The 23,024-nt window shown below is 36.6% G+C and carries 21 protein-coding genes; 8 read left to right on the top strand and 13 right to left on the bottom strand.

What is annotated here, in order from left to right:
• The first annotated feature begins 226 nt into the window (after window positions 1–226).
• The 4 genes from pflB (at window position 227) to JHE06_RS06340 (ending at window position 5,380) form a co-directional block, all read left to right on the top strand.
• A complete protein-coding gene (gene pflB, locus JHE06_RS06355) occupies window positions 227–2,455 on the top strand; it encodes a formate C-acetyltransferase (protein WP_201088262.1) in 2,229 nt (742 codons plus the stop codon).
• A gap of 101 nt (window positions 2,456–2,556) precedes the next feature.
• Complete coding sequence (pflA, locus tag JHE06_RS06350) at window positions 2,557–3,318, top strand: pyruvate formate-lyase-activating protein (protein WP_058918602.1); 762 nt, start codon at window positions 2,557–2,559, stop codon at window positions 3,316–3,318.
• A 132-nt stretch (window positions 3,319–3,450) separates the two neighbouring features.
• Window positions 3,451–4,398 (top strand): LysR family transcriptional regulator, encoded by a 948-nt coding sequence (locus JHE06_RS06345; protein ID WP_201088261.1) that lies wholly within the window; start codon window positions 3,451–3,453, stop codon window positions 4,396–4,398.
• 52 nt (window positions 4,399–4,450) lie between these two features.
• Window positions 4,451–5,380: a manganese-dependent inorganic pyrophosphatase gene (locus tag JHE06_RS06340; protein ID WP_201088260.1), complete on the top strand. Its 930-nt coding sequence runs from the start codon at window positions 4,451–4,453 to the stop codon at window positions 5,378–5,380.
• A 912-nt stretch (window positions 5,381–6,292) separates the two neighbouring features.
• On the opposite strand, the gene thpR is transcribed toward JHE06_RS06340, so the two are convergent.
• From thpR to JHE06_RS06320, 4 genes are all read right to left on the bottom strand, one after another.
• Window positions 6,293–6,877, bottom strand: coding sequence for an RNA 2',3'-cyclic phosphodiesterase (gene thpR, locus JHE06_RS06335; RefSeq protein WP_201088259.1), 585 nt, complete (start codon window positions 6,875–6,877; stop codon window positions 6,293–6,295).
• Window positions 6,862–8,067 carry a YcjF family protein gene (locus JHE06_RS06330; protein ID WP_201088258.1) on the bottom strand — a complete coding sequence of 402 codons (1,206 nt, stop codon included), beginning with the start codon at window positions 8,065–8,067 and terminating at the stop codon, window positions 6,862–6,864. The genes thpR and JHE06_RS06330 overlap by 16 nt, the downstream gene beginning before the upstream one ends.
• 22 nt (window positions 8,068–8,089) lie before the next feature.
• Window positions 8,090–8,959 carry a KPN_02809 family neutral zinc metallopeptidase gene (gene ypfJ / locus JHE06_RS06325; RefSeq protein WP_058920217.1) on the bottom strand — a complete coding sequence of 290 codons (870 nt, stop codon included), beginning with the start codon at window positions 8,957–8,959 and terminating at the stop codon, window positions 8,090–8,092.
• Window positions 8,960–9,169: 210 nt separating this feature from the next.
• Entirely contained in the window at window positions 9,170–9,799 is a 630-nt protein-coding gene (locus JHE06_RS06320) for a YrrS family protein (RefSeq protein WP_058918597.1), read from the bottom strand.
• Window positions 9,800–10,429: 630 nt separating this feature from the next.
• Between JHE06_RS06320 and JHE06_RS06315 the strand changes: the two genes are divergently transcribed.
• Entirely contained in the window at window positions 10,430–11,407 is a 978-nt protein-coding gene (locus JHE06_RS06315) for a diaminopimelate dehydrogenase (protein ID WP_058918596.1), read from the top strand.
• A 65-nt stretch (window positions 11,408–11,472) separates the two neighbouring features.
• On the opposite strand, the gene JHE06_RS06310 is transcribed toward JHE06_RS06315, so the two are convergent.
• The 9 genes from JHE06_RS06310 to JHE06_RS06270 form a co-directional block, all read right to left on the bottom strand.
• A complete protein-coding gene (locus tag JHE06_RS06310; RefSeq protein ID WP_058918595.1) occupies window positions 11,473–12,063 on the bottom strand; it encodes an ECF transporter S component in 591 nt (196 codons plus the stop codon).
• Between the two features lie 108 nt (window positions 12,064–12,171).
• Window positions 12,172–13,026 (bottom strand): S66 peptidase family protein, encoded by an 855-nt coding sequence (locus tag JHE06_RS06305; protein ID WP_201088257.1) that lies wholly within the window; start codon window positions 13,024–13,026, stop codon window positions 12,172–12,174.
• Window positions 13,027–13,118: 92 nt separating this feature from the next.
• A complete protein-coding gene (locus JHE06_RS06300; protein WP_201088256.1) occupies window positions 13,119–13,649 on the bottom strand; it encodes a type 1 glutamine amidotransferase domain-containing protein in 531 nt (176 codons plus the stop codon).
• A gap of 79 nt (window positions 13,650–13,728) precedes the next feature.
• On the bottom strand, window positions 13,729–14,043 hold the full coding sequence (locus JHE06_RS06295; RefSeq protein WP_058918592.1) for a hypothetical protein: 315 nt from the start codon (window positions 14,041–14,043) through the stop codon (window positions 13,729–13,731).
• A gap of 43 nt (window positions 14,044–14,086) precedes the next feature.
• Window positions 14,087–14,521, bottom strand: a complete 435-nt coding sequence (locus tag JHE06_RS06290; protein WP_058918591.1) for a MarR family winged helix-turn-helix transcriptional regulator — start codon at window positions 14,519–14,521, stop codon at window positions 14,087–14,089.
• Between the two features lie 287 nt (window positions 14,522–14,808).
• Window positions 14,809–15,618, bottom strand: coding sequence for an ABC transporter ATP-binding protein (locus JHE06_RS06285; protein WP_201088255.1), 810 nt, complete (start codon window positions 15,616–15,618; stop codon window positions 14,809–14,811).
• The gene (locus JHE06_RS06280) at window positions 15,619–16,509 is read right to left on the bottom strand and encodes an ABC transporter permease (RefSeq protein WP_201088254.1); all 891 of its coding nucleotides are present in this window, start codon (window positions 16,507–16,509) and stop codon (window positions 15,619–15,621) included.
• 32 nt (window positions 16,510–16,541) lie between these two features.
• Window positions 16,542–17,528: a tryptophan ABC transporter substrate-binding protein gene (gene trpX, locus JHE06_RS06275; RefSeq protein WP_058920216.1), complete on the bottom strand. Its 987-nt coding sequence runs from the start codon at window positions 17,526–17,528 to the stop codon at window positions 16,542–16,544.
• Between the two features lie 484 nt (window positions 17,529–18,012).
• Window positions 18,013–18,708 (bottom strand): carbonic anhydrase family protein, encoded by a 696-nt coding sequence (locus JHE06_RS06270; protein WP_201088253.1) that lies wholly within the window; start codon window positions 18,706–18,708, stop codon window positions 18,013–18,015.
• A 261-nt stretch (window positions 18,709–18,969) separates the two neighbouring features.
• Here JHE06_RS06270 and JHE06_RS06265 point away from each other — a divergent pair, with 261 nt between their 5' ends.
• From JHE06_RS06265 to JHE06_RS06255, 3 genes are all read left to right on the top strand, one after another.
• Window positions 18,970–20,670 carry an NFACT RNA binding domain-containing protein gene (locus JHE06_RS06265; protein WP_058918587.1) on the top strand — a complete coding sequence of 567 codons (1,701 nt, stop codon included), beginning with the start codon at window positions 18,970–18,972 and terminating at the stop codon, window positions 20,668–20,670.
• Window positions 20,671–20,746: 76 nt separating this feature from the next.
• The gene (locus tag JHE06_RS06260; RefSeq protein ID WP_197408972.1) at window positions 20,747–21,283 is read left to right on the top strand and encodes a helix-turn-helix domain-containing protein; all 537 of its coding nucleotides are present in this window, start codon (window positions 20,747–20,749) and stop codon (window positions 21,281–21,283) included.
• Between the two features lie 278 nt (window positions 21,284–21,561).
• The gene (locus tag JHE06_RS06255; RefSeq protein WP_058918585.1) at window positions 21,562–22,815 is read left to right on the top strand and encodes a CynX/NimT family MFS transporter; all 1,254 of its coding nucleotides are present in this window, start codon (window positions 21,562–21,564) and stop codon (window positions 22,813–22,815) included.
• Window positions 22,816–23,024 lie beyond the last annotated feature (209 nt).

Here is a 23,024-nt window from a genome sequence, read left to right as displayed (position 1 = left end):
AGAAGTATTTAGAAAATATTTTTGTGAAATGACAAACATAAACAAATAAACCATCTGCAGTTTAATGAACGTTTATTCTAAAGGAAATTTAAACAAAAATATGTTTTAATTATAAAATACTATGGAATATAGCGTTAATAAGATTGTTTTATTTTTAACTTGTGTTATACTGAGCATGTAAAAGCTGTTACATAAATATTTTAATTTATAAGGAGGTTCACTTATAATGGAACAATGGCAAGGGTTTAAAGGGAAAGTATGGAAAGAAGAAATTAACGTACGTGAGTTTATACAACAAAACTATCAGCCTTATGACGGTACTGACGAATTTTTAGAGGGTTCTACTGAGGCTACCGCTGCATTATGGGAACAGGTGATGGAATTAAACAAAGCTGAACGCGAAGCAGGCGGGGTATTGGACATGGATACTAAGGTGGTTTCCACGATCACTTCTCATGCTGCAGGCTATTTGAATAAAGAATTGGAAAAAATAACTGGATTTCAAACTGAAAAACCTTTTAAACGAGGATTGCAGCCGTTTGGAGGTATTCGCATGAGCGAACAATCAGCTGAATCTTATGGATTTAGCATTGATCCTGAAGTTTCACACATTTTTCGCGATTATCGTAAAACACACAATCAAGGTGTATTTGATGCCTATACTCCAGAAATCCGTGCTGCTCGCCGCAGCGGAATCATTACAGGTCTCCCGGATGCTTATGGACGCGGAAGAATCATTGGAGATTACCGCAGAGTGGCTTTATATGGCGTAGATCGTTTGATTGCTGAGAAAAAAAGCGATTTAGCTAATACAGGATACGGTACTATGAGTGAAAATGTGATACGCGACCGTGAAGAATTAAATGAACAAATCAGAGCTTTGATCGAATTGAAAGAGTTAGGACATATCTATGGCTTTGACATTTCCCAACCCGCTTCAACAGCCATTGAAGCTTTCCAATGGTTGTATTTAGGCTACTTAGCAGCGGTCAAAGAACAAAATGGTGCTGCTATGTCATTGGGACGGACTTCTACTTTCTTGGATGTTTATATCGAACGTGATCTCGCTAATGGAACGTTAACTGAAGTTGAAGCACAAGAAATTGTTGATCACTTTATTATGAAGCTTCGCTTAGTTAAATTTTCTCGGACTCCAGACTACAATGATTTATTTTCTGGCGATCCTACTTGGGTTACCGAATCAATTGGTGGCGTAGGAGAAGATGGACGTCATCTCGTCACCAAGAATAGTTATCGTTTCTTACACAGTTTAACGAACTTAGGACCTGCACCTGAACCTAACTTGACGGTACTTTGGTCAACGCGTTTGCCGGAAAACTTTAAAAAGTATTGTGCAAAAGTTTCAATCGCTTCCAGTGCCATCCAATATGAAAACGATGACGTTATGCGACTTGAATGGGGAGACGATTATGGGATTGCGTGCTGTGTTTCTGCTATGCGGATCGGCAAACAGATGCAGTTTTTTGGCGCTCGTGCTAACTTAGCAAAAACTTTATTATACGCAATCAACGGCGGGGTAGATGAAAAACTAAAAGTTCAAATCGGGCCTAAATATCAGCCGATCACTTCAGAGTATTTAGACTATGACGAAGTAATGGAAAAATATGATGCAATGATGGAATGGATCGCTGGTTTGTATTTGAACACATTGAATATCATTCATTACATGCATGATAAATACTCTTATGAACGCATTGAAATGGCCTTACACGATAGCGAAGTAATGAGAACTATGGCGACTGGTATTGCTGGGTTCTCTGTAGTCATTGATTCCTTATCAGCTATTAAATACGCTAAAGTCAAAGCTATTCGCGACGAAAACGGCTTAGTCACTGATTATGAAATTGAAGGGGACTACCCTAAATTTGGCAATAATGATAATCGTGCAGATGATATTGGCATCTGGTTATTAAAAACATTTATGTCAAAAGTAAAAAAACACCCCACATATCGGGGAGCAACACACACAACATCTATTTTAACAATCACATCAAATGTCGTTTACGGTAAAAAGACTGGAAACACTCCTGATGGACGTCGTGCAGGGGAACCTTTTGCTCCTGGTGCGAATCCTATGCACGGGCGTGATACACATGGAGCATTAGCAAGTTTAAATTCAGTGGCTAAAATACCTTATCGTTACTCTTTAGACGGCATTTCAAATACGTTCTCGATTATTCCTAAAGCATTAGGGAAAGAAGATGAGGTTCAACAATCAAATCTAGCAAATATGTTAGACGGCTACGTAAAAAAAGGCGGGCATCATCTAAACGTGAATGTCTTTAATCGAGAAACGCTGTTAGATGCTATGGACCATCCGGAAGATTACCCGCAATTAACGATCCGTGTCTCTGGCTACGCTGTAAACTTCATTAAGCTAACGCGTGAGCAACAGATGGATGTTATCAACCGTACGATGCACGGCAGTATGTAAAAATAAACGTTGATGTTATACTTTTTAGAAAATAATGTATGTCTGGCACACTTTCTTTATAAAAAAGAAAGTGTGCCTTCTAAAATAAAGGAGGTTTTATCATGAGGGATTTAACTACCGGTTATGTGCATTCAACAGAAAGCTTTGGATCAGTAGATGGTCCTGGAATCCGTTTTATCGCTTTTATGCAAGGCTGTCGTATGCGTTGTGAATTTTGCCATAACCCAGATACTTGGAATATGGGAGGAGGGACACCTTACACTGCCGATGAATTACTCGAAGAGGCATTAGCTTATCGTGAATATTGGGGAGAAAAGGGCGGAATCACCATTAGCGGAGGGGAACCACTGCTGCACATTGATTTTCTAATTGAACTTTTTAAAAAAGCTCAAGCTGAAGGCGTTCATACAACGCTTGATACATGTGGTCAACCTTTTACGTATGATGATCCTTTTTTTAGCCGTTTTGAAGAATTGATGAAATACACAGACTTACTCTTATTCGATATCAAGCACATCGATGACGAAAAACATAAAAAGTTAACAATGATGTCGAATAAAAACATTTTAAATATGGCTCGTTATTTATCGGATATAAAAAAACCGGTTTGGATCAGACATGTCTTAGTCCCAGAACGATCAGATGTGGATGAAGATTTGGTGCGTTTAGATGAATTCATCAAATCTTTGGGCAATGTCCTTAAAGTTGAAATCCTGCCTTATCATAAATTAGGGGTTTATAAATATGCGGCATTGAATATCCCCTACAAATTAGAACACATCGAACCGCCAACTGCAGAACGCGTAGAAAATGCCAAACGACTCTTACATGTGGATGAGTATACCCTGCATCAAACGGTATAGTGCTTAAGTGAATTTATGACACGAAACAAAGGAAGAGCAATTTTTAGTTGCTCTTTTTCTATTTGTTTATTAGAATGAGAGTAACTATTTACATAAGAAACTGGTTATAATGAAAGAGGTGACGTTAATAATATGGATCAGAAAAAGGTATCTATTTTTTCTTCAAAAACATTGGATTACTTTTTGCAGCTAGCTGAAACCATGAACTACACAAAAGCAGCTCACATTTTAGGGATCTCACAACCAGCCTTAACCCAACAAATTAAAAAGATTGAGCGCTCAATTGATGCGCCGTTATTCTATTCTATTGGAAAAAAGTTATATATGACCGAAGCAGGGCAGACTATGCTGCGGACAACGCACTCTATTTATACGATCTTAAATAATGCCTCTAACGAGATACAAAAAACAACAAATTCTAACCAAGGCGATGTTAAGTTAGGCTTATTGTCTTCTATTGAAGATAAAATATTCATGCAATTTATCATGAATTATTTTAAGGAAAATCCCGGAATCAAAGTAACGCTTTATATGCTGACTCGTGACGAAATCTGGCATAAATTAGAAAACAACAAAATCGATTTAGCTATTATGTATTTACCTGATCAAAAGATAATAAATTGGAAACCATATTCTTCACGAAAAATTATTGATGAAGAACTGCTTTTTTTACACCATAAAGAAGAATTGGCTGATCAAGAAACCATCATGTTAAGTCAAACGACCAATCATCCATGGGCCGTTTATCCTGATACATATTACATCAATGATTTACTGCGTGAGGCCTTTAAAAACCAACTGTCTGACTGGCCTTCAATTTCTGGCTTTTTTACGACACCGGAACAATTGTATGAATTTAGCGAAGCTACAAAAAGCTTTACTGCATTGCCTAAATCATTTGTGCGTGCCAATCAAGATAAAATGTCTGCTAGAGCATTATCGTTCGAACCGCCCATCGTTTTTCAATTATCTTTTGTTTACCGACATGATAAAGAGTTGATTCCGCGAATCAAACGTTTTTTAGAAGATTTTGATCATTATTTAAAAGAAGTAGATTATTCTACTAGACTAAAAACCTAAATTAGTTGATAATAGAAAATAGAGTTAAAAGAGTAAAGGAGCGTTATTATATATGAGTAAAGTATTAATTTTTGGTCACCAAAATCCAGATACAGATGCGATCGCATCTGCTATTTCATTTGCTTATCTGCAAAATCAATTAGGGGTAGAAGCTGAGGCAGTAGCATTAGGCGAAGTAGGCGAAGAGACACGTCATGCCTTAGATTATTTTAAATTTGAAGCTCCGCGTGTTGTTGAAACAGTAGCAAATGAAACCGATAAAGTTATGTTAGTCGATCATAACGAATTTCAGCAAAGTGTGTCAGACATTCGCGATGTTGAGATCTTAGCAGTAGTCGATCACCATCGTATTGCTAATTTTGAGACCGCTAATCCTTTGTATTACCGTGCTGAACCTGTAGGGTGTACAAACACGATTTTGTTGAAATTATACAAAGAAAATAACATTGAAATACCTGCAGCATTGGCAGGGTTGATGTTATCAGCTATCGTATCAGATAGCTTATTATTCAAATCGCCAACGTGTACAGAAGAAGATATCCAAGCAGCTAAAGAGCTTGCAGAAATTGCGAAAGTCGATGTTAATGAGTATGGCTTAGAAATGTTAAAAGCTGGTACTGATTTAAGTGAGAAATCAGCAATTGAACTGATTGATATGGACGCTAAAAGCTTTCCAATGGGAGATAAACAAGTTCGAGTAGCTCAAGTGAATGTTGTTGATGTAAACGACGTATTCTCTAAACAAGCTGAATTAGAAACAGCCATGTTACAAACCAACGAAGCAGAACAATATGATTTGTTTGTTTTAGTGGTAACCAATATTTTAGATAGCGATTCAGTTGTGTTGGCTGTAGGAAATCCTATTGAAGCTGTAGAAGAAGCTTTCAATGTTACATTAGAAAACAACAAAGCTGTATTAAAAGGAGTGGTTTCACGTAAGAAACAAATCGTGCCACAATTAACAGCAGCGTTAACGAAATAAAAGATGAATACAAAAACGGATCAAGCTGATAATAGGTTTGATCCGTTTTTGTATATAAAATTCTATCAAATGAAACTTAGAATGGTTTAAAACTATTTTAAAGTCGTTTAAAGACATACGGTCATAGAAAGAACTTGAAACGAGCTTAAAATCGTCCTAAAAAGCAGATATTTTGATAGAAGTCCGCTTTTTAAGCAAGTTAACTACTCTGTATAATATATATTATGTAAACTAGTAAAAATCGAAATTACTGCCTTATATAGGTTCCAAAACATTTATCAGTTATCCTCTCTTTTTGGTTCGTTTTCTATTTTTTAAATCATTTAATCATTCAGTTGCAGTTTTTATATTTCTTACCGAATAAAAATATTTCTATGATTAATTATGATCTCTAGCGGAATATTTTATACTAACTTATGATCATTATATTTATATTTAGAGTATTTTTTTCAGATCTTTTTATTCGCTCGCTAAAATTATTTATGCATTAGAAAATAAATATTGTTTTTAAATCGATTACCTAATAATTTAAATTAATTTGATCGTATCCATAAAAAATGAATTTATTCGATTCAATTTTATATAAATTTTTAAATAATTGGGTTTGTTTATTGTATTTAAGGATAAATGGTTATTTTGAAAAATCAGGTTCATTAAAGCAATGCAATTCTTTTTTTTGTGGTGAAACTTCCTTTAAAGAGCTTTAATGAATCAAAAACTCAGTTTATTTGCTAACCAAATGAGGTTTACGCATTGAAGTTCTTTGATTTAAGCATTATAGAAAGCCTTTTCATTTATTGAGCAAAAAAAACAGCTTATTTAACCTCCTTCTTTGTTCCCTGCTCTCTTTTTAACCATAAAAGCAGCGAACCCCTCTCTTAAAACAGAACAGGGCAATGAAAAGAGAGGGATTCACAATAGCTGTTCAAAAATTGGCAAGTAACGCAATGTTTCATTAATTTGTTTGCTCTCGTATAAAACAACCTTAGTGACTTCAACAGTATTGACTTTTGGCCAGCTTAATTTTGGTTCTATTTCTTTTATGGGTGCAGTTAGAAGCATTTTTCTTCCAATTGTAATATGAGGCAAAAACGCTGTTTTTTTTATTTTTAACTGTTGGTTTTCTTGAAAAGTCTGTTGCAGCCGAGTATACAAATCAAATAAGGTAGGGTTATTCTCTATCCCTGTCCAAATCACTTGTCTTTTCTTCTTTGTAAATTGCCCCAGGTGATCAAATGTTAGATAAAAAGGCTCAACTATTTCGGCTGATGCTGTGATTATCTCTTTTAAAGGTTGCAAGTCGCTATCTTTAATTTCTCCGATAAACTGAAGGGTCAAATGGAGATTATCCTTAGAAATAAATTTTCCTTTTTCAGTATAAGGTCTTAATTGATTTTGTATGTCCGTCAATTCTTCTTTCACTTGATCCATTTCAAGTCCAATAAAAACACGTTTATTGAAAGAATTACTGTTGCTGTCTCTTATTTCTTTTTCCATGGCCACCATTTCTTCTTCGTTTTTTGTTGTTCAAGGTTATTTTCAGAAAGCTCTTCGCTATTGCTTGAAACTGACTTCCCTTTTTTTAACCGTTCTTCAAATTTATCCCGCATTAACTTTTCGATATTCTTTAAGTCAGGATATTTCCCTTCTTTTTCTCCTTTAGCAATAATCGTCATAACTTCAATGTAGCTCAATGCTAGTGCGGTAGTCATAATTGAAGCCGTTGTGCCGCTGATTAGTCCACCAACAATCGTTCCAACGCCTGGAATCAATTTGATGACATTGGATACAATGTACTTACCAGCATAAGTTGCTCCCCCAGTTCCCCCGATAGCGGCTACCAAACTAGCTATAGTAGCTTTATCCATTGAAATTCCAAAAATCGCAGTGATATGAGCTAACAATGTTACTTGCATCGGAACTAAAACAGACGCATCTGAAAAAGGAATCGGAACGAAACCAATACCAAAAGAAGTGGCAATATACTTGGTCGCCCAACTACGAGCAGATTTTGCTTTACGATCAATATCTACTTGTTGGGCATTGTTAAAAGCTTTCTTTTGCTCTTCAGGAATAATTTCAAAACTCTGTTCAATTAACTCTTTTAATCCGAAAGCAGGAATTGAAAGCTCTTCAGAAATAGAGAATTCCTTAGCCATGACGTTAATAACACCATAGATATTTAAATTTAAATTTTCGATATAGGTTTTAAGTTCTTTTGCCGGCTCGCCAATGGACTGTGTCAAAACGACTAATACTGGTACTTCTTCACTTAACTTTTTAATCAACTCTAATTCCAGCGGTTCGATTCTAGAAGAATTAGCATTGATACAATAGTAAACTAAATGAATTTTTTCTTCATTGTTCTTTTGCTTTCCTTCAGCAATCGTAGAAAAAATTTCTTTTTGAACTTCTTTTTGAACTTCAAGATTAAGTTCTAATCCACGTGTATCGTATAAAACAATGGGTATCCCCTCTTTAGAAATTCTTCTTAAATGTTTAGTGATGGGTCTGCCAATTCCGGTTTTGGCTAAATTTTCACGAAATACTTGATTGATTAATGTGCTCTTTCCTACCCCCGTCTTGCCGACTAGCAATATATTGACGGGTTTCATTTTTTTAATTTCAGTTTCGGTCTTATTTATAATGTCTTCTACAATAGTAAAGTTCTTTTCTATATTTTTCATAGTAACCTCCATTTTTTATTTTTTAAGGAAGATCAAAAGAATCTCCTTCGCTAAAAGTGTCACCGTCTTCCAGGTTTCCAGATTCAAATCCTCGTTTAAACCAACTCATTCTTTGCTGAGAAGTCCCGTGGGTAAAACTTTCAGGGACAATATATCCTTGTGCTTGTAATTGAATACGATCATCCCCTACAGCACTGGCTGCGTTGATAGCTTCTTCGTAATCGCCCTCTTCTAAATAGCCTAGGCTCTGAGCGTGGTTTGCCCAAACCCCTGCTAAATAATCTGCTTGTAATTCAAAACGTACTTGATACTGATTGTATTCACTTTCGCTTATCTTTCCACGCAACTCAGCTAGCTGATCGGTTATGCCAAGTTGTGTTTGAACATGGTGTCCTACTTCATGAGCAACGACATAAGCCATGGCGAAATCGCCAGGGGCATCAAACTGTTGACTTAATTCGTCATAGAAGCTTAAATCAATATATACATTAGCATCTGCCGGACAATAAAATGGTCCTGTTGAAGAACCCGCTACTCCACAGGCAGATTGAACAGAATCAGAAAAAAGAACTAAAGTAGGTTCTTCATAAGTATACCCATATTCTTGAAAAACACTCGACCATACGTCTTCTGTATCTGCAAGTACAACAGATACGAAATCTGCTCTTTCGCCTTCTGTTTCCGTTTCTTGGTAAGGGGCAGTGGCAGTATTTCCGCCTATTTGCGATGCAGTGTTAGTAAGGAAATCACCTAAATCACCGCCTCCTAAAAAAGTGAATACCAATAAAATGATGAGACCGCTGATGCCTCCGCCTACAAGTGTACCACCGCTAATGCTGCTTCCTCTTCTATCTTCGATGTTGCTGCTTTTTCTTCTGTCTTTCCACCGCATATTCATTCCTCCTCCAAAAGCAATAAAAAATTTAATCGTATAAAGCGATCTAGACAAAATAATGATACCATTTTCTGCTTTAAAACGAGAAGCGAAACCTTCTAAGCAGCTTTTGTGTAGCAATGTTTTTAAAAACAAAAAGATTGCTAACCATAGGAAGCCTCCTACAGTTAACAATCTGGTCATTTAGCTTAATTTAATAAACCGCCGTTAGTTTTTATCGTTTACTTTTAATTGTTCAACTTTTGTTGGTTGCCATCCTTGATTATCGACCCAAGACAGATAAATGCGGTAAGTTTCAGTTTGATTGCTATCCGAAACCGTTGCAAGAACTTTTTGATCTCCGTCATTTTCTATGCGCCATTCGATCATATCGGAAGCGTCCAATCCTGTAGCATAAGCAGCAGCTTGTTTTATTTCATTCCGGTCTTGAGAACCAGTATCGTAATTAGTAGCATGTTCCCCTTCTTGTTGAGTACCGATTGGTTTCCAATCCCCTGTAACAGCTGATAGGACATTATCATCAGAAGGCGTTGTTTCTTCTGTTTCAACGGCCTCTGACTCTTCTTTGGTTTCTTCTTCTGAAGCAGAACTTTCTGAAGCAAGGCTGCTTTCCGACTCCATTTCTGGCTTTTCTGTCGAAGAAGTGGTCATGTTCATACTGCTTGACAGTTCTTTCATAGATTCGTTTGAAGCTGAATTATTGCCGCCCAATAACCAAGCGCCAAAAATAACCAGCATAAGAATAAGCGTAACGCTAATAATCAGGGTAATGATTCTAGCAATTTTCCGATTTTTTTCGAATTTATTTGCACGTGTAGGTTTAGTTGGTTTTTTCATAATAGTCTCTTCCCTTTCTATTTGACTCTCTCATAATAGCATATATCTTATTTGTATTGATATTAGCAGTTTATTACAATTTCATACCTCAAGTATTACAGACATATTTAAGTGCCGTTGTTTTATTGTAACGGCTAAAAAGAGAATGTATTTGAACAAAAATAGAAACATGTTATAATACAAGAGAAAAGAGAGAAATGCGTCAACATTCCCCTCTTTTGCAGAACCGTTAAAGACGGTAGCCAAATAGAAGAAACAAAAAGTAATCGTCCTACTCGCTAAAGTTTAGACGGTTACTTTTTTTTGTCATTAGATGAGATTTTTAAAACCAATGTTGCAAAAGCTAGTGCAAACATCAAGGCTTCGAAGATACTCATGGGTTTTCCTTTCTGGGGAAAGCCCGAAACAAAAACATCGGCATCACCCCATTTTAATAAGAGATAGCCACCGTCTTAAACTTTTCTACATTTTCAATAATACCATAGCTGATCTTTTTTTGAAACTAATACTGAACATTAGTTCTTTTTGTTGGTAGAAACAAATGGGATTTTCTTTTTTTTATTTTATCCGTTATAATGAACGAGCTAGAAGATTAACAACTAGCTTAAGATATGTGAATGGAGTGGTAAAATGACAAACAAAATTCGTATCGGCTTAGTCGGGTATGGAAACATCGGAAAAGGCGTAGAATTAGCGCTTGAAGAGTTTCCAGACATGGAAGGAATTGCCGTCTTTACCAGACGAAATCCTGAAGATCTCGATTCTAAACTTAAAGCCATCAGTTTGGATCATATTTTAGACTACCAAGAAGATTTGGATGTCTTGATTTTATGTGGAGGTTCAGCGACAGACTTGCCAGGACAAGGGCCAGCTTTAGCCAAACATTTTTCAACCATTGATAGTTACGATAACCATAATCAAATTCCAGAATATTTTGAAACAATGGATCAATCAGCAAAAGCTGGTAAAAATATCAGCATTATTTCAGTTGGCTGGGATCCGGGTTTGTTTTCATTAAACCGTGCAGTATTTGAATCAATCTTACCTGCTGGAGAAACATATACGTTCTGGGGGAAAGGTTTAAGTCAAGGCCACTCAGATGCTATCCGTCGTATTGATGGTGTTAAATTTGGCGTGCAATACACTATTCCAGTTGAAACAGCTCTGGAAGAAGTTAGAAGCGGCTCAAACCCGACACTTTCTACTCGAGAAAAACATAAACGCGTTTGTTATGTAGTTGCTGAAGCAGGTTCAGATCAAAACCTCATTGAAGAAACGATTAAAACCATGCCAGATTATTTTGAACCATATGATACGACCGTTCACTTTATTGATGAAAAAACATTTAAAGAAGAACACCAAAAAATGCCCCATGGCGGGTTTGTTATTCGGACAGCAACGTCAGCTACTGGAAACAAACAAAAAGCCGAGTTTCAATTAGAACTTGAAAGTAATGCTGAATTTACTTCATCTATTCTAGTTGCCTATGCTCGCGCAGCTTATAAATTTAAAAAAGATGGCAAATCTGGTGCATTAAGTGTACTCGATGTTCCGCCTGCTTATCTTTCTCCTAAATCTGCAGCACAATTAAGAAAAGAGCTGCTTTAAACTTAAAGAACCCTCTTCAAACAGAGTTGACTCCGTTTGAAGAGGGTTCTTTACTGGTCTTTTGTTTAGTTTGTTCTAAACCGTTTTAACGGTCTAGCTACAATAGGTGCGATAATTGCTGCAGCAACAGCTTCTGCAATACCGTTGGTCAGCACGATTGCACCTAACGCTTTGGCAAGATTGGCCACATCCACATTTAAAGCCGTTGCGTAATCGTCTTTATAAAACACATAAATGAAAAATAAGACTAAAACGGTATTTGTCAAAGAAGCAAATACCGAAGAAACGACCATTCCCAAAGAGTCCTTCCCTTTTTTCTGCTTAAACAAATGGTAAACATATCCTGCAACAAAACCGACAAGAATACGTGGGACAATAGAAATGATGGGATTAGTAAACAGCAACAAGTCTAAAGGTGAAGCTGGAGCGATAAAAGCTTTTATTAAGCGGCTGACACCCCACACCCCGCCGATGATCATCCCGTCTTTTGTGCCGAGTGTTAGAGCGGCGACAATTACTGTAATATGAATAATTGTTGGATTTAACGGTGGGATCGGAATATACCCTAATAGAGGCACAAAGTTTTGAATGATAATGATGGCTGACAAAATCCCTAAGATAGCCGTATGATAAGCCTTTCTTTTGTTTTGATACATGGTTTTCCCTTCTTTCTGTTTCACAAGTATAAAAATGATAGCATAGGATTATTCTACAACAATTAGAAATGAATAGCACCAAAAATCAAAGTACTTTTGTTCTAGAAATTAAACGAAAGAAAGTTCTTTACCTATCGGAAAAGGCAGTGAATCGGTTGAGTGTCCAATTTGCTCTGTTTTAAGTACCGGTTTGGCATACTGTTCCGCGTAGAATCGAATCAATTCATCTAACTGTTCCGTTTGTTTTTCAGCTTGGATGGTTGTGAACTGGCCCAATAAAATAGCACCGCAATTTTTAAATGCTCCTGTTTGATCTAGCTGAGCAAAATAAGCAGCAATTTTTTCTATCTTTCCACCATTAGCTTCTAAAAACAAGATTTTATTGGTAATTTCTGGCCAATAGGGCGTTCCGGAAAGTTTCAAAAAGCAGCGGATATTGCCTCCGACAGCAATACCAGTCACAGGAACAGGAGACGTGAGCCAGCAATAATGAAATGCTATCAAAGAAACAGGTTCTATAAAAGTTTTTCGAAAATGCTCTTGTTGCTTTTCCACTTCAAGAAGATGTAAAACCTGGTAATTGTAGCCTATACAGCTTGTCTGAGCGTAGATAGCGTTCAAGATGACCGTTAAGTCGCTGTATCCAACAAATGGCTTGTTGGCCTTATTTATAGCTTCATAATCAAGATAAGGAAGAATCTCATTAGCTACGTCACCACCAGATAAATCAAAAATCATTTTTATCGAAGGATCAGTATAAAATAACATTAAAGCTTCGCCTCGTTCTTGAGGAGTACCGCTAAAAACCGTATTCTTTTTTTGATAAATAGTCGATGCTAAACAAACGTTTAAATCATACTGTTGCTCTAATAAATAAACCAATTGTTTGATGTGAGCTTTTTCTTTAGGAGGTTTCCCGTTAGAACAGCAGATCAATCCAATTTTCTCACCCTTTTTCAACACCGTCCTTGTCCCCCCTTTATATCCTTGTTTAATCGTGTGAAGCAGATAAAAAAAGCAACAACCATACTGAATGATTGTTGCTTCGAACTCATTTACTTTGTACCGTTCTCAAAAGCCGCAATATACTGTTGCATGTACTCTGGAAGATCAAGCGGTCTACGACTCGAAATGATGTGTCCATCTGTAATTGCCGGAACATCATGCCATGTAGCACCTGCATTCGTCATATCATCTTTGATTCCTGGTGTACTCGTAACATTGACACCATCTAAGATGCCAGCAGAAATCAATACCCAGCCAGCGTGACAAATTTGGCCAATAGGTTTCTTTTCTTGATCAAAATAACGAACGAAGTCAAGAACAGCGGGATAACGTCTTAGTTTGTCAGGGGACCAACCGCCAGGAACCAAGATTCCATCATATTCTTCTTTTTTTATTTCATCAAAACTATAATCAGATGTTGCTGGAACTCCATATTTTCCAGTATAAACGGTCTTAGCTTTCTCACCAACTAAATCAACCGTTGCGCCTGCTTCTCTTAACCGGTAAACAGGGTACCATAATTCTAAATCTTCAAAATCATCGCTGACAAGAGCCAATATTCTTTTATTTTTTAAAGTCATAAACGTCTCCCCATTCTTTATTATACTGTAAGTGTATCAATTAAAGGATAGGTCTGTAAACCTATTAAGCTTATTCGGATCAAATATGGTCTTCAATATAATGATCTAATAAATTTAAAACAGCATCTGTTCCATAATCTTGCACAAAATCATTAAAGAGTCCTAAGAAGATACTGCCTTTTTTGGCTGTTCCCTCACTTTCGTCTTCAAAAAATGAAATGAAGTACTCGCTGTAGTCTTGATACCCTTCGACAAAACCTAAGCTTTTAAAGAAACGGTTTTCTTCTATTTCGCTTTCTAATTGCTTTTCGTTTAAACTTAAAGCGGAACTTTGTTCCATGATCAATTGGACCAGTTCTTCTTTGGGAAGGTTTGCTAACGTTTTTTCATCCATGCTTTATCCTCCTGTCTTCTTACGTTTTTTAAATTATTTTTCATTAGTTTACCACTAATTCAATTTTTCGATTGATACGCCTAATCAAAATAATCAATAATTGTTTTTCTTCATCTGGCCAAGAACTGAAAACTTGGGTCAATTGATGTTCGATTTCAAATTGAACGGTATGAACTTTTTGTTTAGCTTCTTTTGAAAGCATCAACTGAATGAACCGCTTGTCTTTTTCGGGCGTTTTTGTAACCCATCCTTTTTCGGCTAAGTCATTTACTTGCCTGCTTAAAGTAGATTTATTTAATGAAGTGATATGAACCAATTCTGTTAGCGTTAGTGGTTGTTCAATAAGCTGTTGCATAATAAAAAAAGCAGAACGGTTAAGCTGGTTTTTTTTGAGCATCGACTGCTCAATGGAAGCATATTTATGCTGGAAGAGATTGAGCTCTCCCATCAATTCATGTACAGAAATAGAGTCAGCCATAAAAGAACTCCTTTAAAACAAACTAGTTGTATTGTGCAACTTATACAGTTGCACAATACAACTATAACGAAAAAAGCTCTCTATTACAAGGGAAAGCTTTTAATTAGACATTTTATTTATTCTTTTTTATGCTTTTTTGTATGAGCATTCTAATGAGAAAGAAAACTAAAAAAGAACAATAGCCTTCGTCTTTTTTAGAGACAAAAGCTATTGTTTCTTTTCATGAAAATGATTAAAAAACACTACATTTATTTTTTTCTGCTTATTGATTCTATCCTGTTATTTTTTTACCCCAGTATCATTTCATCTGAAAGAGCACTTTCTTCTGTTGAAGCTTGGAATAAATTTAAAACTGTAGCGACAGTTAAATTGTTTTTTTCTTCACCTTTGACATCCACGACTACTTTTCCTTGATCCAACATAATTAAACGATTGCCATAATTTAAAGCATCTTGCATATTGTGGGTGATCATCAATGCCGTTAGATGCTCTTCGGAAATCCGCTTATTTGTCAAATCTAAAACAATTTTTGCTGTTTTAGGATCGAGCGCTGCAGTATGTTCGTCCAATAACAACAACTCTGGTTTTTTCATAGTAGCCATTAGTAATGCTATAGCCTGACGCTGTCCACCAGATAATAATCCCATTTCACTGTCCAAACGATTTTCCAAACCCAATCCCAATTTAGATAGAATTTCTTTGAAGAACTCTCTTTCTTTTAGAGAGCTGCCTTTTCGTAGCGTTCTTCTCTTTCCGCGCCGATAAGCGATGGACAAATTTTCGCTAACCGTCATACGCGGCGCAGTCCCCATCAAGGGATCTTGAAATACCCGCCCGATCATTCCTGCGCGTTGTTCTTCTTTTAATTTAGTGATCTCTTTGCCTTCGATTTTAATGGAACCTTGATCAATTAAAAAGTTTCCTGAAATACTATTCAACATAGTTGATTTCCCAGCACCGTTTCCACCAATGATCGTTATAAAATCGCCTTGTTGGACTTCTAGGTTTAGCCCTTTTAAAACTTGGTTTTGGTTAGCTGTTCCAGGATAAAATGTTTTAGTGATATTTTGAAGCGATAAGACTGCGGGCGTTGTCATTTAAAGAACCTCCTTTTTATTGAAAAAGTTTAAATTCAGTTTGTTTCTTAAACTTGGTAAAGCTAAACAGAAAGCTAAAATAATGGCGGAAATCAGTTTTAAATCGTTTGGTTGTAGACCTACTAGCAAGACAAACATAATGATGAAGCGATAAATAATAGCGCCTAAAATCACACAAATCAAACGATTGGCAAAAGATAAGTTCCCGAAGATGACCTCTCCAATGATAACGGAAGCCAATCCGATAACAATGGTACCAATCCCCATACTAATATCTGCATAACCATTGTCTTGTGCAATCAAAGCTCCTGCTGCAGCAACGATTCCGTTTGACAACATTAAACCCAATATTTTTGTACGGTTAGTCGATATTCCTAATGAACGTGCCATTTTTTCGTTATCTCCAGTAGCAATCACCGCTTGGCCTAGTTCGGTTTTAAAGAAAAGGACTAGTGCAGTGATAATCAAGACCGTTAGAAGGATGCCCATAAAGATTGTATCAAACTGAGGCGGCAAGTTGTATCGACTTAATAAGTCCGTTATTTTTTGTTTGCCTAATAAGCTTAAATTCGCCCGGTTCATTATGCGTAAATTAATGGAATAAAGTCCTGTCATAGTCAGAATACCGGCTAATAGACCTGGTATGTTGGCTTTAGTGATCAAAAAACCAGTAATGAACCCCGCGAGAGCTCCAATAATAAAAGCTGCTAGTGCTGCTAGCAGCGGATGAACGCCTGAAAGGATCAATCGGGCACAAACAGCAGCTCCTAAAGGAAAAGACCCTTCTGCTGTCATATCCGGTAAATCTAGAATCCGATAAGTGATAAAAATGCCTAAAGCCATTATTCCCCATAACAAACCTTGTGCTGTTGCTGTTACAATTAAATCCATCGATATGACCTACTCTCTTAGATATAGTTAAATTATTGATTTGCCATTTGGTCTAACAAGGTTTGCGGGATAGAAATCCCTAATTCCTTTGCTTTTTCTTCATTGAGTATAATTTCTCCTTGCTCAAGGTATTGCACAGGCGTTGTTGCCGGATCGCTTTCGCCTTTAAGAACAGCTGCTGTCATTTGACCCGTTAATTTTCCTAATTCGTATTGGTTTAAACCGATCGTTGCTAGTCCACCTTCTTCTACCATTGTATCTACGGCTGGAAATACCGGTATGTGGTTAGCATCAGTTGCTGCAATCAAGGTATTCATAGCACTGGCTACAGTATTATCTGTTGGAACCCAAATAGCATCTACTTGGCTGGCCAATGAAGAACTAACTTGTGACACATCATTCGTTGATGAAACGGTTAAAGTAGTTGTTTCATACCCCATAGCGGTAGCAATTTCAGCAGCTTGTTTAGCTTGAACGATAGAATTGTCTTCACTGGATGAATAAAGAATGCCAATCTTTTTTGCTTCTGGCAAAAGTTCCTTGATCAATTCAAACTGTTCTTTAATTGGAGTTAAATCACTAACACCCGTAATATTTCCACCAGGTTTTTCATTGTTGGCAACCAACCCAGCTTCTTCAGGATTGCTGACCGCTCCTAAAATAATTGGAATCTCTTGAGAACTATTAGCTAGCGCTTGAGCAGCTGGGGTGGCGATGCCCACCATAACTGCCGTATTCCGACTCACGAAACGAGCGCTCATAGAATTTAAATTGCTTTGGTCGCCTTGAGCGTTTTGAAAGTCCAATGTCATGGTTTCTCCGTCGATGAATCCTTCTTCGTTTAGAGCATCGATAATACCTTCATAAATCAAATCTAGCGCAGGATGGCTGGTTAGTTGTAAGACGCCTACTATAGGCAAATCTTTTTTTGTTGCTGTGTTTGTTTTAGTTTGGTTCGTAAAAAATGCAAACGTTAAAATTAGTGCTAACACACTGATAAACCCAATCATTTTTTTCATATTTTTTCCTCCAAAGTAAGTAGCTAAAGAATCTTTCGTTCCTATTGAATTGTTTTCTCCAAGTACTGCCATCGTTTCATAAAAAGAAAAGACATCTTATTTTGCTCCTTTATCTCTATTATTTTAAATAATGATGGTAAAAAAATAAACAGCTACACAAAAGTACTTGTGGTAGCTGTTTATAGTAAACAACTCCACATAGAATAAACGTCTTACTCTATGTGGGTCGTTTTCACGTGTGTTCAAATAAACCAACATAGATACAAGTTCAGAATTTTCCTGAAGGTTGTACCTATGAAGAAGCTTCATAAATCAACCTATCTATCTTGGCTTTGCCAACGATTATTTAAGTTCATAGCGATAGGTAAAAATGGATTCATGGGAAACACTCCTTTTGGTTGATTAAAAACTTATTAGATTTATCTTACTAGTTGCTTTCATAAGTGTCAAGCCAAATCGTTATTTTCTTTAAAAGGGACTGATTTTATTTAGATAAGAAAATAGGCCGATTAGCTGCAGGCTGCAGCGGACGGTTGGTTTTACCAACGTTCTCTTTGAAAGCTTGCAATAGACCTTTGCGCATATAAGCTTGATGTCGAAAAACGATCCAATCAACGGGTCCAGAAGTAGGCGGTGTCGTCAATGAACCGCTATAATGAAAAAATTGTTGTTTGGCCGGTAAAATATTAGCTAAATCTATGGGGACTTCTAGCCCTCTTCCAGAAATTCTTGGGTTTAAGGCTAAGCTATCCATACGAGCCATTTCAGGATTTGCCGGCTCTTTGTTTGGAAGGACAGTAATTCCTAAAACGAGTAATTCATTTTCTCTTGAACGATGAACCAAATGCAATTCTAATGGAAAAGACTCATGGTTGATTTCATGCTCACTAGGTAAGTGAAAGTGCAGATCCTCTAATATGTATCTTTTGTGATTAAAAAAAATCGAGTTCAACTCTCCCCCTGATAATGGTCTCAAATGTACTGTATGGTTAAAAAAAGAAGTCTCAAAACGTGTCGTATGGTAACGAATCGTTAACGACTGTTGACTGATTTTGTCTGTGACCTCTTTCTCGCTTAATTGAATGGGAGATTGCAAACTGCCTTCTTCTGCTGTTTTGAAAGCTTGGCAGATGTCTTTCCAGTGCTCAGGTCCTCGTTCTCCTTCATAATACCATTCCATTTATTTTCTCCTTTAAACTTAGACTTTCCTATTTCAAAAAATAGTAACTAGTTGTATTTTACCTTTCTTTAAATACTTTTTTCAACTGTTTTGTATATTAAAAATAAATTTCTATGTGATTTCCTTGATGCATATACATTCTTATTAAAAATGTTATAATTAAAAGCACGATCATAAAAACGATGAATTGTGTTTGTTTTTACTTAAAAAGAAAGACAAATAGCTATTTAACAATCAGTTATAAAGAAAGAAGGGAAAAACATGTCATTTGATGGTATCTTTACCCATGCGATGGTTGACGAGTTAAGATATGCGCTCAACAATGGACGAGTATCCAAAGTACATCAACCTTATAAAAACGAGATTATACTTGTTATACGTGCGAATGGAAAAAACCATAAGCTGTTGCTGTCTGCGCATCCTAGTTACGCTCGGATTCAGCTTACTGAAATTCCATATGAAAATCCAAGTTCCCCGCCTAATTTTTGTATGGTGATGCGGAAACACTTAGAAGGCGCTGTTTTAGAAGATATTCAACAAGTTGGAAACGATCGAATCATTCACTTTACATTTAAAAGCCGTGATGAATTAGGCGATGTTCAAAATATGATGCTCATCGTTGAATTGATGGGGCGACACAGTAATTTATTCTTAGTTGAACAAGACACGCAGCGAATCATGGATACAATCAAACACGTTCCTGTTAGTCAAAATACGTATCGAGCAGTGATGCCGGGTGCAACCTATGTCACTCCTCCTCACCAAGACAAATTGAATCCATTTGAAACGACTAATTCAGCCCTAATTGAAGTGCTTGAAAATCCTGTTGATCTTCCGTTAGCTAAAAAATTTCAACAAGCCTATCAAGGACTTGGCTCCGATACAGCCAATGAACTGGTCTACCGCAGCGAGGAACAGTTGGATAAATTTCCAGAAGTTGTGCATTCTTTTATTGAAACGATTCGACTGGGGAAAACTGCGCCAACTTTAACACAAGTAAAGAAAAAAACGTTCTTTACACCGGTCCCTTATCTTAGTTTAAATGGAGAATCTGAGAGTTACCCAACATTGAGTACTCTTTTAGACCACTATTATCAAAGTAAGGCCGAAAAGGACCGTGTTCAGCAGCAAGGAGCAGACTTGATCCATGTTGTGCAGACAGAATTGCAGCGAAATATGAAAAAATTAAAAAAACTTGAAAAAACAATGGCAGAAACAGAATTAGCGGATGATTATCGAATCCGCGGCGAAGTATTGACTGCTTACTTGCATGAGCTGCATAAAGGACAAACGGAAGCAACATTAGCGAATTTCTATGATGAGGATCGGCCAATGACCATTGCTTTAAATCCCAGAAGTACTCCTTCTCAGAATGCTCAAAAATATTTTTCGAAATACCAAAAATTAAAAAATGCGATTATTTTTGTTACCGAACAAATTCGATTGACCAACGAAGAAATTGATTATCTGGATTCTGTTTCAACACAATTAGAACTTGCAACGCCTAAAGATATAGCTGAAATCAAAGAAGAATTGATTCAACAAGGGTATTTAAAAAAGAAAACGAAGAAAAAACAAAAAAGGCAAAAAGCTAGTGCTCCTGACAAGTACGTATCGAGTGATGGCGATTCTATTTTAGTTGGAAAAAATAATTTACAAAATGATCAATTGACCTTGAAAACAGCTAGGAAATCGGATATCTGGTTGCATACTAAAAATATTCCAGGCTCACATGTGATCATTCAAAGCAACGATCCTTCTGAAACAACGATTTTGGAAGCTGCTAATATCGCCGCTTATTTCTCGAAATCGCAGCTCTCAGCTTCTGTTCCAGTGGATTTAGTAGAAGTTAAAAAAATACGCAAACCCAATGGTGCTAAACCAGGGTTTGTGATTTACGAAGGACAACGGACAGTCTTTGTAACACCGGATAAAACGTTAGTCGATAAATTAAAAGTTTAGCATTTTTTTGTTAAGATTGGCAATTATAACGAGGGAGGTCTAGAAGATAGAAACAGATGATCCAAAACAAGTTGTATTGCAAGTAGGTGCAGTATTAAGAAAGCTTAGAAAAGAAAGACAGTTAAGCCTCGAAGAATTATCTAAATTAACCAATGTAAGTAAATTAACGCTCGGAAATATTGAACGCGGCGAGACAAACCCAACCCTAGGTATGTTGTGGAAAATTTCAAAAGGATTATCTATTCCTCTTATGACGTTGTTTGCAACAGAAAATGAAGTGAACCTATCTCGATCAGGAGAAGGATTGAGAATTTCGGGAGATCAAAAATCATGGATGATTGAACCCATTTTTCAAAATACAAGCAATGAAATTGAAATGTATCGTGCTTACCTTCAGAAAAATAGTTCATATCATCCAGAAAAGCACCATTGGAATACAACTGAAATCGTGACAGTGATGTCAGGAGAGGTTGAGATTGTTATTAATGAGGAATCGTATACGTTGAGTTCGTATGATTCGATTAGTTTTCGTGCTGATGGTGTGCATTCTTACAGCAATAACTCTAATGATGTGGTTGTATTGCATATTTCATTGAAATACGGTCCTTATTAACTAATTCTTTTTTAAATCAGTAGTTTATCTATTACTAAACCATAACACTCAATTATCTATCTTACTGGATAATTGAGTGTTTTTTTTATGGGCTTTTTAAATAAAGTAAAAATTTAAATAGACAAACCATTAGTTGTATATTATAGTATATTGTATTCGTTTTTTTGTTTACTATAATATACAAAAAGAAAAAGTATTGGAAAGTAACTGTTAGAATGGTAGCAACTAGAAAACTATTTAACCCTATTCAGTTATGAGCACTATCAGGAGGAATAAAGATGAATTTGCCAAAACAATTTAATACCGACCAACGTATAAAAACAACCATAGAGGTTAAGAAACAATCAAAAGAATGGGTGATGATTTTAGGCATCGTTTTTATTGCGACTAATCTACGGGCTCCTTTAACTTCAGTCGGGCCGTTGGTTGGACATATTAGAGATCAATTACAATTATCGAATACATTAGCTGGTATGATTACTACACTTCCTCTACTCGCTTTCGCCTTTATTTCGCCTTTTGTGCCTAAGTTAGGACGAAAATTTGGTATAGAGTTTATGATTTTATTCGCAATTATTTTTTTGACCTTTGGTATCCTCGTGCGTTCTATTTCTGGTACGGCTAATTTATATATTGGAACAGCTATGCTAGGACTCGCTATTTCTGTGTGTAATGTCTTGCTGCCTAGTCTTATTAAACGAGAATTTCCTGGAAAAATCGGGGTAATGACTGGTGTGTATTCTATTTCAATGAATTTGTTTGGAGCTATAGCTTCAGGTATCAGCATCCCTATTATGATGAAATCAGGCTATGGTTGGCAGGGAGCTTTAGGAATTTGGGGGATATTAAGTTTTCTGTCCATTTTCTTTTGGCTGCCGCAAATGAAAAAACAGCACTATCTAAAAACGTCCGAGACATATACCAAACCCACACAAGCTAAAGCCAATTTATGGCGTTCACCATTAGCTTGGCAAGTAACTCTATTCATGGGCCTCCAATCGATGGTGTTCTATGTCCTAATTGCTTGGTTACCTGAAATATTGATGCAACAAGGAATAAGTTCTGATCAGTCAGGATTGCTACTCTCCATGATGCAACTGGCCTTGCTTCCTTTTACTTTTATTATCCCCCTTGTTGCTGGTCGTATGGCTGATCAACGTTTATTAGTCAGCATAACGTCCATTTTATTAATAACAGGCATTTTGGGATTGCTTTATGGCGGTTCGGGTTTAATTATTTTATGGATTATCTTGATTGGTATTGGTGGAGGATGTGCTTTTGGCCTATCAATGATGTTTTTTGGCTTACGAACCGAAAACGCACATCAAGCAGCAGAATTATCCGGTATGGCTCAATCTTTTGGATACCTGCTTGCTGCAATAGGACCCATGCTCTTTGGGTATTTGCATGACGTAACGAATAGCTGGGATAGTCCGTTATTGCTGTTAGCAGGAGCAGCTCTGTTGCTCTTCATTTGTGGTCAAGGCGCAGCTAAAAATCGTTTTATTGGTTCTAGTAACCTATTAAATTAAAAAAGAGGATGAGACTTTTGTCTCATCCTCTTTGCATATCCGAATGTTTATTCTAAAACGTGTTCCAAAAAGCAGACCCGACGTCCACTTTATCATGGCAGTTGTAGCTTTAGCTACGTACAAACACGATACACTTAGGCGCTAGCCTACAGTGTGCTCCTACATAATGCTCGATGGTCTATGACCATACTGCGCTTATTCCCTCTAGT

The sequence above is a fragment of the Carnobacterium sp. CS13 genome, from assembly GCF_016653495.1.
GTDB lineage: Bacteria > Bacillota > Bacilli > Lactobacillales > Carnobacteriaceae > Carnobacterium_A > Carnobacterium_A antarcticum.
This window is presented reverse-complemented; position numbering and strand designations above follow the sequence as displayed.